General features: G+C 66.2%; 14 protein-coding genes. 5 read left to right on the top strand and 9 right to left on the bottom strand.

Translation table 11 applies throughout. From position 1 onward, the window contains the following. Positions 1-118 precede the first annotated feature (118 nt). The 4 genes from XI03_RS11310 to XI03_RS11325 all read right to left on the bottom strand — a co-directional run bounded on the left by XI03_RS11310 (position 119) and on the right by XI03_RS11325 (position 3,366). Positions 119-997, bottom strand: coding sequence for an SUMF1/EgtB/PvdO family nonheme iron enzyme (locus XI03_RS11310; protein ID WP_095426774.1), 879 nt, complete (start codon positions 995-997; stop codon positions 119-121). 52 nt (positions 998-1,049) lie between these two features. Further along, entirely contained in the window at positions 1,050-2,144 is a 1,095-nt protein-coding gene (gene nirK / locus XI03_RS11315; RefSeq protein WP_271592179.1) for a copper-containing nitrite reductase, read from the bottom strand. Between the two features lie 123 nt (positions 2,145-2,267). After that, the gene (locus XI03_RS40260; protein WP_333935669.1) at positions 2,268-3,143 is read right to left on the bottom strand and encodes a copper chaperone PCu(A)C; all 876 of its coding nucleotides are present in this window, start codon (positions 3,141-3,143) and stop codon (positions 2,268-2,270) included. Positions 3,144-3,168: 25 nt separating this feature from the next. Then, positions 3,169-3,366 carry a hypothetical protein gene (locus XI03_RS11325; protein WP_271592180.1) on the bottom strand — a complete coding sequence of 66 codons (198 nt, stop codon included), beginning with the start codon at positions 3,364-3,366 and terminating at the stop codon, positions 3,169-3,171. Between the two features lie 204 nt (positions 3,367-3,570). On the opposite strand from XI03_RS11325, the gene hemN reads away from it, so the two are divergent. Together hemN and XI03_RS11335 are read left to right on the top strand one after the other, a co-directional pair. Next, complete coding sequence (hemN, locus tag XI03_RS11330; protein ID WP_271592181.1) at positions 3,571-4,923, top strand: oxygen-independent coproporphyrinogen III oxidase; 1,353 nt, start codon at positions 3,571-3,573, stop codon at positions 4,921-4,923. A 208-nt stretch (positions 4,924-5,131) separates the two neighbouring features. Next, positions 5,132-5,329, top strand: coding sequence for a DUF1858 domain-containing protein (locus tag XI03_RS11335; protein WP_028140266.1), 198 nt, complete (start codon positions 5,132-5,134; stop codon positions 5,327-5,329). 134 nt (positions 5,330-5,463) lie between these two features. Here XI03_RS11335 and XI03_RS11340 read toward each other — a convergent pair whose 3' ends face one another. Continuing rightward, positions 5,464-6,174, bottom strand: a complete 711-nt coding sequence (locus tag XI03_RS11340; RefSeq protein WP_028140265.1) for a Crp/Fnr family transcriptional regulator — start codon at positions 6,172-6,174, stop codon at positions 5,464-5,466. A gap of 130 nt (positions 6,175-6,304) precedes the next feature. Between XI03_RS11340 and XI03_RS11345 the strand changes: the two genes are divergently transcribed. Further along, positions 6,305-7,516, top strand: coding sequence for an NnrS family protein (locus XI03_RS11345; protein ID WP_271592182.1), 1,212 nt, complete (start codon positions 6,305-6,307; stop codon positions 7,514-7,516). Between the two features lie 3 nt (positions 7,517-7,519). On the opposite strand, the gene XI03_RS11350 is transcribed toward XI03_RS11345, so the two are convergent. After that, the gene (locus XI03_RS11350; RefSeq protein ID WP_271592183.1) at positions 7,520-8,554 is read right to left on the bottom strand and encodes an AraC family transcriptional regulator; all 1,035 of its coding nucleotides are present in this window, start codon (positions 8,552-8,554) and stop codon (positions 7,520-7,522) included. A 205-nt stretch (positions 8,555-8,759) separates the two neighbouring features. Between XI03_RS11350 and XI03_RS11355 the strand changes: the two genes are divergently transcribed. Both XI03_RS11355 and XI03_RS11360 read left to right on the top strand, forming a co-directional pair. Continuing rightward, positions 8,760-9,380 carry a response regulator transcription factor gene (locus XI03_RS11355; RefSeq protein WP_028140262.1) on the top strand — a complete coding sequence of 207 codons (621 nt, stop codon included), beginning with the start codon at positions 8,760-8,762 and terminating at the stop codon, positions 9,378-9,380. A gap of 171 nt (positions 9,381-9,551) precedes the next feature. After that, a complete protein-coding gene (locus tag XI03_RS11360; protein ID WP_271592184.1) occupies positions 9,552-11,228 on the top strand; it encodes a mucoidy inhibitor MuiA family protein in 1,677 nt (558 codons plus the stop codon). 4 nt (positions 11,229-11,232) lie between these two features. Here the strand turns inward: XI03_RS11360 and XI03_RS11365 are convergent, their stop codons facing one another. From XI03_RS11365 to XI03_RS11375, 3 genes are read right to left on the bottom strand one after another with little or no spacing between them, the layout of a single operon-like run. Beyond that, on the bottom strand, positions 11,233-12,060 hold the full coding sequence (locus tag XI03_RS11365; RefSeq protein WP_095426647.1) for a heme ABC transporter ATP-binding protein: 828 nt from the start codon (positions 12,058-12,060) through the stop codon (positions 11,233-11,235). Then, positions 12,057-13,142: a FecCD family ABC transporter permease gene (locus tag XI03_RS11370; RefSeq protein ID WP_271592185.1), complete on the bottom strand. Its 1,086-nt coding sequence runs from the start codon at positions 13,140-13,142 to the stop codon at positions 12,057-12,059. The genes XI03_RS11365 and XI03_RS11370 overlap by 4 nt, the downstream gene beginning before the upstream one ends. After that, positions 13,139-14,092, bottom strand: a complete 954-nt coding sequence (locus tag XI03_RS11375; RefSeq protein ID WP_271592186.1) for a heme/hemin ABC transporter substrate-binding protein — start codon at positions 14,090-14,092, stop codon at positions 13,139-13,141. Before XI03_RS11375 ends, XI03_RS11370 begins: the two co-directional genes overlap by 4 nt. Positions 14,093-14,094 lie beyond the last annotated feature (2 nt).

Raw genomic sequence — 14,094 nt, forward strand, 5'->3', positions numbered from 1 at the left:
AGGGCCGGGCTTTGTCCCGGCCATTTTCATTGAAGTACCGACGCGCACTGCTTCCACATCGCAATGACGGAGTATGAGGCGCGGCCGAGACTCTGCTATTTCGCGAGTCAGGCCCGCCCTACGACCTCACCGCCCACACCTTGCTCCAGCGCGCCGACACGCTCGCGACCCAGGAGGTCTCCTCGCGCACCAGGCGAAAGCCGAGATTGGCGGGCGGCACGCCCTGGGCGCAGCCGCCGGCGCGGGCGTCGCGGATGAAATCGGTGACATAGGCGCGGTGGGCGCCCTCGGCGACACGCACGCCGCAGTTCACGGTGGGGCGGCCGGCATTGCCGGCGGCGTCGACGCGCGAGCGCACGAAGCAGGTCGAGGTCCATTCCCAGACATTGCCGGCGAGGTCTTCGACGCCGTGCTCGTTCGGGCCGAACTTGCCGAACGGATAGGCCGTGGTGTCGGAAAGGTCGCGTTCGGATTCGCGCTCATAGCGGCTGATCCAGCGCTTCGAAGGATCGTCGGCATCGACAGCGACGCCATCGTCCTTGAATCTGGAGCCTGCTGCAAAGGCCCATTCTGCATCGCTCGGCAGGCGGTAATGGTGGCCTGTCTTGCGCGACAGCCAGCCTGCATAAGCCTCGGCATCGTGCCAGCTCACCTGCACCGCGGGACGATCGGCGGCGACCGCGACGTCGCGATCGAGCGCGCGGCAGGCGCCATCCTGCACACAGAGCTGATAATCGGATGAGGAGACCTGATTTCGCATGATGTGGAGCGGCCGGTCGACGCGCATCACGCGCAGCGGCGCTTCCGCCTGCTGTCCGCCGCGCGTGAAATCGCCGGCCTCGCGATAGGACAGGCTGCCCGCTGCGACCCTGACGATCGCAGGCTCCGACGCCGTGCCGTGGACGGTCATGTCCGAGACCAGCGGCGCCATCGCGATCGGCCCGGCGAGTCCGGCGGCGCAGGCGAGTGCCAGTTTGAGCTTGAATGCGATCAGCATGGTCATTCCTCGAAGAAAGAAGGGGCCGGTGATGACCGGCCCCTTGTCGCGTTTAGTTGGTGGCGGCCGGTATTTCGGCAGGGGCCTTCACCTGCATCATCAGATCGTCGTTCCACTTGCCTTCGACCTTGAAGTGCGCGGTGGCGCCAAGGTCGGCGGCCTCGATCAGATTGTGCGTGACGTAGGCGTAGATGCCGGGCTGCTGGAACTTGTACAGTGCAGCTCCCGCCGAGCCGCCGCGGATGAACCAGGTCTCGAGCCCGACTTCGGGTGCATTACCGAACTTGCCGGTCTCCCAGACGTAGTCGCCATGGCCGCCGATCAGATGCGGGCGGCTGTCGCGGTTGGCCTGCGAATGCACCATCAGAACGTTCTCGCCGACCTTGGCAGTCAGTGCGTTCTTGCCGGTGAGCGCGCCGACCTTGCCGTTGAACACGACGTGGGTGGGGGTCAGCTTTTTCATCACCTCTTCGGTGTCGGTGAAGGCTTCACCCGGCGAGTCGTAGGACTTGAAGTTGCCCTTCTCGTCGCGCGGCACGTACATGTCCTGCTCGCCGATGTAGTAGACCTTGTCGTACTTCAGAGCGTGGCCCTTGCCATCGTTCAGTCCGTCGCGCGGCAGCACCATCACGGCGCCGTTCATGCCGGAGACGACGTGCCAGGGGATCATCGGGCCGCCCGGAGCGCAATGGTAGACGAACACGCCGGTTTTGGTTGCCTTCCAGCGCAGCACGACCTGCTCGCCGGGATTGACCAGAGTGAGCGCGCCGCCACCGAGCGCGCCGGTCGCGGAATGGAAGTCGATGTTGTGCGGCATGGTGTTGGTCGCGGGATTGACCAGCGTCGTTTCGACGTAGTCGCCCTCGTGCACGACCATCAGCGGGCCCGGCATCGAACCGTTGAAGGTCATCGCCTGGAAGGTGGTGCCCTTCTCGTCGATGACGACCTTCTTCTCCTCGATCGTGAGCTTGAACTCGATGATCTTGGGGCCTTGCTTGGTCGCCTGCTCGTGCGCGTGCACGAAGGGCGGAGCGACCAGCTCTACCTTTTGGCGCGGCAGCTTGAGATCATCGGCCGCGAAGGCGGGGGTCGCCAGCATCAGCGCGGTCGCGGCGGCGCTGATCAATGCGGCTCTGCGGGTGAACATCGGAAGCATCCTTCATCTGGAAAGGTTTTTGATGACGGATGCAGTGTGCGCCGATCGTGGCAAGAGTGTTTGCGCTGCGACAAGGTTTTGCCGGATTCGTCTCCGCAACAGTACTTAGGTGTCTCAACGGAGCAGGATCGGTGACACCACGTTAACCGCATCCGACGGATTGATGCGGATGTCGAGGCCGAGCGACCAGCGGCCGGACAGCGGTGCCGACATTCTGACTCGCCACTGATCGTTGCCGACGCGTTCGGCGTTCGCGGTGATCGGCGCGACGCCGTGCTCGGCGTTGCCGAGCGTGACAGCAACCGCGTCGGCGCTCAGCGGCAACTCATTCGCATCTTCAAGCTGGATTGCGATTTCGACTGGACCGGCGCGCCCGGGCGAGACCGTGACGTTGGCCATGGCCTTTTCAGCATGGAGATGCGTGAAGAAGCTCTCGTCAGCTTCGGTCGTCGACGGGGGTGGGACCGCCGCAGCCTGCTCCACGCGATGTGCAGGCTCTGCGGCCGCCGTTGTCTTCGCGCTTTCGGGAGCCTGTGCGCCGATGGCCTGCACGTCCAGCGTCACTTTCACTGCGCCGGCGTGCTCGAACGACAGCGTCACGGGCATCTGGTCGCCGGCATGGAGCGGCACATCGAGACCGATGAACATCAGGTGTCCGCCGCCGGGTGCAAGCGTCACGATTTGTCCGGGTGCGATGACAAGCCCCTTGTCGAGCGGGCGCATGGTCATGACACCGTCGTTGACGGTCATTTCATGGATCTCGGTTCGAAGCGCATGGGCGGCCGATGCGGCCTGCAGCCGCTCCGGCGCGCGGCCCCTGTTCTCGATCGTCAGATAGCCGCCGGCGACCCTGGCTCCGCCGGGCGTCGCCCGGCTCCAGGCCCTGGTGATGACGAGATCGCCGCTGGTCGTGTCGGCCGCAAAGGCCGACGCCCCGACAATGCATGCCAGCACGACCGCGCCGGCGAATGCGCGCTTGGATGAGATCATGGTCGAGGCCTTCGCGAAGACGTGACTAAAATAGATGTGTGGCAAGCCAGACCGTTGCCCAGATCGCCAGCGACAGCACGGCGAAGACGGCGATGGCCGCGGCCAGAGCGCGCACGGTGCCGGCCGGGGCCGGTGCGACCGGGGGCCGAAAGTCGTCGAAACGCGGGATATGGCCGCGGACGTCGAGCAAGGAAAGAATCAGTTCGAGTGCGAGAAGCCTCATGGGCAAACGCTCCGGATGGCGTGCGAATTGCCATGATCATGGCCCCGAACCCGCCGCTGCGCTTTGCGCGAGCGCAATGTCTGCTGCACCCCCGGCCGACTTTGCGCGAGCGCAAGGTCGCCTCCGCGGATCCGGGTTATTGGAGTGCATTCCGTGATTTGCCGTGATGTCTGCGCACGGCGGAAATTTACGAATGGGTAAGACATGAGAGCTGATCTAGCGGCGAGCTACGGCGAAGAACGATTGCCACGCTACACGAGCTATCCGACCGCGCCGCATTTTTCGACGGCGGTCGGACCGGACGCCTACGCCAGTTGGCTGGCGGAGCTGCCGGCGGGCGCCAGCGCGTCACTCTATCTCCACGTGCCGTTCTGCCGCGAGATGTGCTGGTATTGCGGCTGCCATACCCAGATCGTCCGCCGCGACGAGCTCATCGCCGGCTATCAGCGGACGCTGCGCAACGAGATCGAGCAGGTCGCCGAAACCATTGGCCGCCGCATCAAGGTGGAGCACATCCATTTCGGCGGCGGCACGCCGACGATCATGCAGCCGGAAGCTTTCGCCGAGTTGATGGCGACGATGCGCCAGAAGTTCTTCGTGCTACCCTCGGCCGAGATCGCGGTCGAGATCGATCCCCGCACATTGACCGCCGACATGGTCGATGCCATGCGGCTCTCCGGCGTCAACCGTGCGAGCCTTGGCGTGCAGAGCTTCGATCCCGTGGTGCAGCGGGCGATCAATCGCGTGCAGAGCTTCGAGCAGACGGCTTCCGTGGTCGACATGCTCCGGCGCGCCGGCATCGAGGGACTCAATTTCGATCTGATCTACGGGCTGCCGCACCAGACCGTCGCGTCCTGTCTGGATACGGTCCGGCGCAGCCTCACGCTCGCGCCCGACCGCTTCTCCGTGTTCGGGTACGCTCACGTGCCCAGCTTCAAGAAGCACCAGCAGATGATCAACGAGGCCGTGTTGCCGGACGGACTCGCGCGCCACGACCAGGCTTGCGCGATCGCGAATGCATTGAAGGAGGCCGGTTACGTGCAGATCGGGCTCGATCATTTCGCGCGACCCGACGATTCCATGGCAGTGGCCTTCGAGGAACGGACGCTGCGGCGCAATTTTCAGGGCTACACCACTGACAAGAGCGAAGTCCTGCTCGGTTTCGGCGCGAGCGCGATTGGGCATTTGCCGCAGGGTTACGTCCAGAACGAGGTGCAGATCGGCGCCTATGCGCAAAGCATCGCCGCCGACCGTCTCGCCACCGCCAAGGGCTATGGGCTCACCGACGACGACCGGCTGCGCGCCGACATCATCGAACGCATCATGTGCGAGTTCAGCGCCGATCTCGGCGACATCTGCGCGCGCCATGGCGCGGAGGCGGGGGCGATGCTGAATTCGGCGGCGCGTCTGAAGCCGCTGATCTCCGACGGCATCGTGAGGCTGGATGGCAACCGCCTCGCAGTCGCAAAGGATTCGCGCTTCCTGGTCCGCAGCGTCGCGGCCGCGTTCGACGCGCATCTCAATCCGGCGAAGCAGCTGCACAGCCGGGCTGTGTAAGGTCTCTCCTCCTGTCATTCCGGGGCGCGCCCTTTGGCGCGAACCCGGAATCCATTTCTCCACGTCACCTGCTGCGCGATGGATTCTGAGATGCGCAATTGCGCATCATAGTTCGCGCTTCGCGCGCCCCGGAATGACAAGCCAGCTTGCGCTTCGACAAGGAGCCTTCGATCCATTCTGCTATCGTCGTTGCGGAACGGAGTTGTCCATGTCTTTTGGATCCGACGATCTGGTCGATGACATCATGCGTACCGCGCCGCACACGATCCGCGTGTTTCTGGCCTTCAGGATGGCTTGTGTCGGTTGCCCGATCGCAACCTTCCACACGGTGGATGATGCCTGCCGCGAGCATGGCATCGACCGCGAGAAATTCCTCGCCGCGTTGTGCGATTGCGTGCCGGCGTGAAGCGGTCCGGAATTCACGCGGGCGCGCGCGGATTCCCGGGTGAGGGACGCTTTCGCCGTAAGCGGAAGCGCCCCTCACCCCTATCTCGATCCCTGTCTTAATCCCTATCTCGGGCGGAGACGTCCCGGCGGCTGTCACGCCGCGCCGCTGTCGGCGCTTCGCTCCGCCAACACGACGATCCTGTGCGGGTCGCGCAGGATGATGCGCTGACGGCCGCTCTCGACGAGCCCTTGGCTCTCCCAGCCGCTCAGGATGCGGCTGACGGTGTGCAGCGTGGTGCCGGTCATCTGGGCGATGTCCTGGCGGCTGATCGGGAAGTCGATCTCGATGCCGTGGTCGAGCTTCTTGCCGGACTGCTTGGCGAGGCGCAGCAGCGCATGGGCGACGCGCTGCTCGACCTGCTGGGTCGACATTTCCAGGATGCGGGTGTGGCTTTCCTGGAGGCGCTTGCCGACGGTCTGGAGCGTGTTGGCCGCCAGCGAGGGAAATCGCTCGACCAGCCGCGGCCAGGCCGAGGTTGGCCAGATCAGCACCACGCTGTCATCGACCGCGATCGCGGTCGCCGGATACTGCACGGCTCCGATCGCCATGGCGAGCCCGAACGTTTCGCCGGGCGCGACGTAGCGTACCACGATCTGCTCGCCGGTCGGCGTGGTCTTGGCCGCGCGGACATGGCCGTGCAGCAGCAGGAAGAAGGACTGCGCATCCGCCCCCTGCTCGAAAATGGCACTGTTCTTGGGATAGCGCGCCGAACGGGCCTCACGCAGGATCTCATCCAGAGCTTCCGGCGTGACCCCGGCAAACAGCGGCAAATGCGCAATCAGCGATGTGTCGACCTTGGCCATTCTGCCTCCTTGGCATCAGGGAGTGTGATGGCACCTGCAATCGTTCGATAGTTTGCGATAGCGCAAAACGGGACGGCTGAGTGGCAGTATTTTTCCAGATAACGGACTGAAATTTATTGGAGTTGACCCCATGGCTGGCGCTCGATCCCGCAACTTTGAGGGCTGGCCGCTATTTGCGAACAGTTTTCGGCCCTTTTTCCTGCTCGCCGCGATCCAGGCGGGGCTATCGATTCTGGCTTGGCTGCCGATGTTCTACGGCGAATTGTCGGTGAGTTCCGCGTTCGCGCCGCGCGACTGGCACGTCCACGAGATGCTCTACGGCTTCCTGCCGGCGGTGATCACCGGGTTCCTGTTCACGGCCATCCCGAACTGGACCGGGCGGCTGCCGATCCAGGGCACCTCGCTGGGGGCGTTAGTGATGGTCTGGCTTGCCGGACGTATCGCGGTGACGTTGTCGGCCGATACCGGCTGGGCGTTTGCGCTTCTCGTCGATGCCGCCTTCCTGGCGCTGGTGGTCGCTGCCGCGGCGCGCGAGATCATCGCGGGCGGCAACTGGCGCAACCTGCCCGTGGTGGCGATGGTGTCCGTTCTGCTCGCCGGCAATGTCGCTTTTCATCTCGAGGCGCACTACCAGGGCGCGGCCGATGTCAGCATCCGCGTCGGCATCGGTGTGGTCATGCTGCTGATCTCGCTGATCGGAGGCCGCATCATTCCGAGCTTCACCCGCAACTGGCTGGTCAAGTTCAATCCCGGCCGTCTGCCGGTGCCGTTCGGACGCTTCGACGGCGCAGTGATCGGATGCAGCGCGCTCGCGCTCATCTTCTGGATCATGGCGCCGCTGAATGCCGTCACCGGTGTCCTGATGGCGCTGGTCGGCGGGCTGCATCTGGTGCGGCTTGCGCGCTGGGCCGGCGATCGCACCTTTCGCGAGCGACTGCTGGTGATCCTGCATATTGGCTATGTCTTCGTGCCGCTCGGCTTCATCCTGCACGCCGTCGCGGCTTTCGGAGCGCTGCCGCCAAGCGCCGGCATCCATGCCTGGATGACGGGCGCGGCGGGAACCATGACGCTGGCGGTGATGACCCGCGCGAGCCTCGGCCACACCGGACAGGCGTTGACCGCTTCGCCGGCGACCCAGGGAATCTACGCTGCGATCATCATCGCGGCTCTGGCACGGGTCGCCGCCGTGGTGTTGCCCGCGCACAGCGATCTATTGTTGCACATCGCCGCCTGCGGCTGGCTGGTCGCGTTCCTCGGATTTGCCGTCGCGTTCGGCCCGCTGCTCGCCGGCAGCCGGCGGCGTGCCCTTGCCGTAATGGGCGTGCCTGCTCCGGCGCGCTGAAACTCAAGCTGCGGTCGCCGAAGGCGCATCGGGCCGTGTCGGAGGCCGAATGCCCTTGCGCCAGTCGGTGACGGTGCAGCCGAACCGGCCACGGAACCAGCGCGCCATGGCGCTCTGCGCGGAGAAGCCGAGCTGGGTCGCGATGTCAGCCAGCGGCCGGTCGGGGTCCTCGATCAGCTGGATCACGAGATCGGCGCGTTGCGCATCCAGGATGGCCGAGAAGCTGGTGCCTGATGAGGCCAGATGCCGGTGGATGGTACGGCGGGTGCAGGCAAGATGCTCGGCGACGCGCTCGACGGTGCAGTCGCCGCCGGCGAGCAGGGTCCGCACGACCTCGTCGACCTTCCCTTCCCAACTTGCCGGCCGGGTCTCGATCGCCTCGATCCGCTTGCGCAGATAGCTCGCGATCAGGGGATGCGCGCTCGGGATCCGGCGCTCCATGTCGCGCGCCGAGAGCAGGATCGCATCGTGTTCGGCGTTGAAGGTCACGCGGCAGCCGTAGAACTCGCGATAGCGCTTGCGATCGCGCGGCGGCGGGTAATGCAGGTGGACCTCCTGCGGCCGCCAGTCATGGCCGTACAGCGATTGGATGATGCGGTGGATGCTGCCGAGCGCCATGTCGATCGCCTGGCGCGGCGCGCTCGGCTGCCGGCCGCGCAGGTGCAGCGTGACCGTCACGATCTGCCCGTCGCGCGCAACGTCCAGCCGCATGCCGTCATGATGGATGTGGATGAAGCGCGAGAATGCTTCGATCGCCTCGCCGACGGTCGCCTGCTCGCGCACGATCAGGCCGACCGCACCGAAATTGGTCAGGCCGCCGCGCTCGGCGAGACGCAAGCCGAAATCTTCGGCGCCGGAGGCCTCCGCCGACAATTCGAGCAGACGGCGCAGGCCGGCGACGGCGATGGGCGTATCGGGCTTGTCGAGGCAGGCCAGCGGCAGCCTGGCCTTGCGCATCATCTGTTTGGGATCGAGCCCGACCGACCGGGCGACCTCCGGGTAATAGCTCAAGCCTGCGCTGCGAACGAGGTCGGTCATGCGAACCGTTCCTGCCAGCCATTCCCGCAGATGTCCCGAAATGTAAAGTTTCTGTCTCGATCCGTCAAATCCAGGAACCGGCCGGAACATACATAGGGGAAACCGAAGCACTGGCGTGAATGCCGTGCTCACGACGGCGCGGCAGGGCGATGCGGCCCGCTTTCCGTCTCGGACCATTTGACCAAGACATTGCTGGATCGGGATTATGCCGGGGAACATGCTTTCCAAGGGCGAGGTATTCGTCATCGACACCGACGCTGCCTCCCGCGAACAACTTTCGACCGCGCTCCAACAGAGCGCCTATGACGTGATCTGCTTCGCTGACGGTGCCTCACTTCTGTCGGAAGCGAAGGCGCGGATGCCGGCCTGCGTGCTGATGGAGCTGCCGCCCGATCGCTCCGGCCTCGACATGCTCAGGCGGCTGCGCGAGGAAAACTGCATGGCACCGGTGCTGGTGACCTCGGCGAATGGCAGCATCGCCATGGCGGTCGACGCCATCAAGAGCGGCGCGGCCGACTTCATCGAAAAGCCGTTCCGCACCCACGACATCGTCGGCCGGATCGATGCCGCCATCGACGAATTTGCGCAGCCCGGCACGAGCCGGCAGCGCTGGTTGCCCGGCTGCGAGCCCTTGACCGAGCGTGAGGGCGACGTGCTCGAGCACCTCGCTGCCGGCCTGACCAACAAGGAGATCGCCCGGCGCATGCATCTGAGCGCACGGACCGTCGAGGGCTATCGCGCCGGCATCCTGAAGAAGGCCGGAGCCAGGAACGTGACCGATCTGCTCCGCCGCATCTTCGGCCAGGGGGCGTCGACCCAGGTTTAGCGGGCTCGCCGCGGGACGACGTTCCGTTCCGCGGCCTTGGTGCCGCCGCCGCGGCGCCCCACGGAAACCCCAATCGAACCAGTTCCTTCCCTGCCGCGTCCAACCATGTTGGCGAGGCATTTGATCGCGCGCGTCCGGCTGGCGGCGCGGCGGTACGGCAGGAGGGACTTCATGCGCATCACCGCAAGATATTTGGCAACGACGACCCTGGTTCTGGTCACCATGGCGGCGTCGTCGCCATCATGGGCCGCCGATCTGGACGCCATTTCGGCGATCGATACGGTCACGGTTTACCCCGATGGTGCCACCGTCACGCGCGTCATCACGGTCGATTTGCCGTCCGGGGATTCGACGCTTGTTGCCAAGGACTTCCCGCTTGGTCTCGATGCCTCCTCCATCCGGGTCGAGGGTGAGGGCGGCGCAAAGCTCACCATCGGCACGATCGATGCGCGGTCGCCTCGCGCCGCGCCGGTCAATCTGCCCGAGCTGGAAAAGCGCATCGAGGCCTTGAACGATCAGCGCGCCGATTTGCAAGGCGCGATCGACTCGGCGAATGCGCGGCGCAAGTTTGCGGAGCACTTTGCGGAAACCTCCCCGGCGGGGATCGGCGACAAGGGCGAGGCGCGGCCGATCGCCGAATGGCGCGTGGCTTTTGCTGCGGTCGGCGAGGAAATTGCGAGCGCCGACACCGCCGTCCGCGACGCCACGCGCAAGACGCGCGAGATCGACCGGCAGATCGCCCAACTCGAGGTCGAGCGCAAGGCCAAGCCGCCGAGCAAGCTCGAGGTTCGCATGGACGTTGCCGCGGCCGCTGCGATGAAGGCGACGCTGCGCGTGACGTATGCCGTGCGCAATGCGCGCTGGATGCCGCTCTATGACGCCCGGCTCGACACCGGCGCCAAGGATCGCAAGCCGCAGCTCGAACTCATTCGTCGCGCCGAGATCACGCAATCGACCGGCGAGGATTGGTCCAACGTGACGCTCGGCGTCTCCACAACCCGCATCAGCCGCGGCGGCAGTGCGCCGGAGCTGCATTCGCTGGTCGCGCAATATCCCCAGGTGCCGAAGCCGCTGGCAGCAGGCTCGGTCTCCGATCTGGCGCGGCCCGCGCCGGTCCTGCGCCAGATGCAATCGCCAGCGATGGCCAAGATCGCGGAGGCGGCCGAGCCGCGCGAACGTGCCGACGAGCAGCAGGCAATTGCCGAGATCGGGGATTTCCAGGCGACGTTCAAAATTCCCGGCCGCGTCAGCCTCGGCGCCGCCGAGGGCGCCAAGAGCCTGCGGATTGCAGCGATGACCGTGCCCGCCGACCTCGCGGTCCGCGCCGCACCGGTGCTGGACCCGACCGCCTTCCTCGAAGCCAGCTTCAGGCAGACCGACGACTCGGCTCTGCTGCCCGGCAAGGTCGCGATCTACCGCGACGGCGTCTTCGTCGGCCGCGGCAAGCTCTCCGCTTCCGCCAAGGACGACATCGTGCGGCTCGGCTTCGGCGCCGACGACAAGGTGAGAATCGAGCGCGCCGTGCTCAAGCGCAACGAGGGTTCGGCCGGCCTGCTTGTCACAACATCCAAGACCGACGAGCGTACGTTCAAGACCACCATCCGCAACGGTCATGATTTCCCGATCAAGGTCGCGATCGAGGATCAGTTGCCGGTCAGCGAGAGCGAGGACATCGTCGTCGAAATGCTGCCCGCGACCACGCCGCCGACCGCCAGCAACATCCGTGACCGCCGCGGCGTGCTGGAATGGTCGTTCGACGCCAAGCCGGGCGAAGTCAAGGATATCAACTTCGCCTGGCGCATCCGCTGGCCGAAGGACAAGAGCATGGTGATCGTGCCGGCGGGGTAGGCGGCTAGGCCCTCACCTCTCCCCGCTGGGAAGAGGTGAGGAGCGCCGCCCGCATCGACTGCGGCAGCACGTAAGGCACGCCGTCGTCGCCTTGATGGACGACGGCATCGATCTCGAAGATCTCGCGGATGATCTCGCGGGTGACGACATCCGCGCGCGGGCCATCCGCGGCGAGCTTGCCGCCAGCCAGCACGACCAGCCGGTCGGCGAAGCGGATCGCGAGATTGAGGTCGTGCAGGATCGCGATGACTGCGGTGCCGCCGGCCGCGCGGCGGCGCGCTGCTTCGACGAGGTCGATCTGGTGGCGCAGATCCAGGCTCGAGGTCGGCTCGTCCAGCAGCAGAAGTCCCGGGCCATGCTCGGCTTCGCCGCAGGCGAGCTGCACCAGCACGCGGGCGAAATGGGCACGCTGCTGTTCGCCGCCTGAGAGCGTCGGCAATTGCCGTTCGCGGAAATGGGCCAGCCCAACCTCATCGAGGGCCGCGTCGACGAGCGCGCCTGCTTCACGCGCGCTGCGCTCGCCCGCGCCCATCAGCACGATCTCCTCGACGGTGAAGGGGAAGGTGACGTTGATGTGCTGGGACAGCATGGCGCGGTGCGCGGCAAGCTCGCGGGGCGCATAGCCGCTGATATCCCGCTGCTTCAGGCGCACCTCGCCTGCGTTCGGGCGGAGATCGCCGGAGAGCAACCGCAGCAGCGTCGACTTGCCGGCGCCGTTCGGGCCGATGATTGCGACCATCTCGCCGGCCGCAACCGTCAGGCCGACGCCATCGAGCAGCGTCGCGCGGCCGGCGCGCTTGCTCAAGGCACGCGCCTCGATCACGGCGCTCATAGCGAGGCCAGCCCGCGCTGCCGCAGCAGGATGAAGAGGAAGACCGGCGCGCCGACCCCTGCGGTCAGAATGCCGATCGGCATCTCCGCCGGCGCCACGATGGTGCGCGCCAGCGTGTCGGCGCCGACCATCAGGATCGCGCCTGATAGCACCGAGGCCGGCAACAACAGCCGATGCGCAGGTCCAATGACGAGACGGAGCAGATGCGGCACGACGATGCCGACGAAGCCGATGACACCGCTGATCGACACCGCGACGCCGGTCATGGCGGAGACCATGACGATCGAGATCCGCTTGAGACGCTCGACGTCAACGCCGCCGTGAAAGGCGTCGGCCTCGCCGAGCACCAGGAGATCGAGGCCGCGCGCGATGAAGGCGCAGGCGCCAAGCCCGATGACGAGGATGGGCGCCAGCACGGCGGCCTTGGTCCAGGTCACCCCGCTCATCGAGCCCAGCAGCCAGAACGTGACGTCGCGGAGCTGGCGGTCGTCGGCGATGAACACCAGAAGCCCGATGCCGGCATTGGCGATGGCGGTGATGGCGACGCCGGCGAGCAGGAAGACCGCGATCGAGGTGCGGCCCGAGCGGCTCGAGATGCCGTAGAGGATCGCGGTCGTGGCCAGCGATCCCGCGAATGCCGCGAGCGGCAGGAGCTCGGCCTGGAGGAAGCGCAGCGTCTCGCCGAAGCGCGAATCGGTGAACACGATCGCGCTTGCGGCTGCGAGCGCGCCGCCGCTGGAGACGCCGACCAGCGCGGGATCGGCGAGCGGGTTACGAAACAGCCCTTGCATGATCGCGCCGGCCGCGGCGAGCAGGCCGCCGACCATCGCCGCCGCCGCGATCCGGGGGACGCGGATCGACCACAGCACGAGCTGGTCGCGGGCCGTCATGGCCGTGCTTTCGCCTGATAGGCCGAGTGCGGCAGGCAGACGGGAGAGGGGAATGCCGGCGGCGCCGAAGCTCAGCGCCACGATCGCAGCGACCGCGAGCACCGCGATCAGGAGAGGGATTGCGAACGATGCGGACCGCGAGCTGGGGCGTCGTTCCGTGCCGCGCGCTTCCGTGCCGATCGCCACGCTCATTGCCGGCAATTTGCCGCCGACAGCGCCGAGGTGAATGCATCGCCCGGTTCGGCCAATGCCGGATATAGTTTTACCGAGAGATCTCGCGCCGCCGCCGCCGTCCGTGGCCCGAAGCCGAGCAGATAGAGCCCGTCCATTGTGATGAGGCTCTTGTTGGCCGCGACCGGCGTCAGGGCGAAGCCGGGATGGGCATAGATCGCGTCGGCAGCAAGCGAGTCCTTGCCGCGCTCGATCGACAGCACCACGTCGGGTCTTGCCGCCGCGATGGCCTCGTCACCGATGATCTTGTAGCCGTCGAAATCGTCGACGGCGTTGGCGGCGCCGGCGAGTTGAATGATCTCGTCGGCCGCGGTCTTGTGGCCGGCGACCATGGCGCGCCCGTTCTGGAGCGACATCACGAACATCACGCGCACCGGCTTGGTCACCTTGGCGCGCAGGGCGCGCAGCTGCGCAAGATCGGCGCCGACCGCGGCGCTGAGGCAGGCGGCGCGCGCATCGACACCCATGGCGTGGCCGACCAGTTTTATCTTCTCGATCAGACCGTCCTCGGAGAAGGTGTCGGGCACCAGCACCAACGGCACCTTCGCCGTTTCCAGGATCTCCATGGTCGCGTGCGGGCCTGAGCCCTGGATCGCCAGGATGAGGGTGGGGTTGAGGCCCAACACGCCTTCGGCGGAGATCTGGCGCATGTAGCCGACATTGGGTTTGTCGTGCAGCGCCGCCGCTGGATAAAGGCTGGTGGTGTCGACGCCGACCAGCCGGTTCTCGAGCCCGAGCGCATAGATGATCTCGGTGATGGCGCCACCGATCGAGACGGTGCGCGCGAAGTCGGTCACGGCGACGTCGCGATTGCGCGCGTCATGCACGGTGATGCCGGCGGCGTGCGCGGCAGAGGCGAGCGCGATCGTGCTGGAGAGCAGGAGGCTAGCGAGGGTGCGACAAAATGTCATTA

Origin of the sequence: Bradyrhizobium sp. CCBAU 65884 (assembly GCF_028128835.1) — a bacterium.
Classification (GTDB): Bacteria; Pseudomonadota; Alphaproteobacteria; order Rhizobiales; family Xanthobacteraceae; genus Bradyrhizobium; species Bradyrhizobium ottawaense.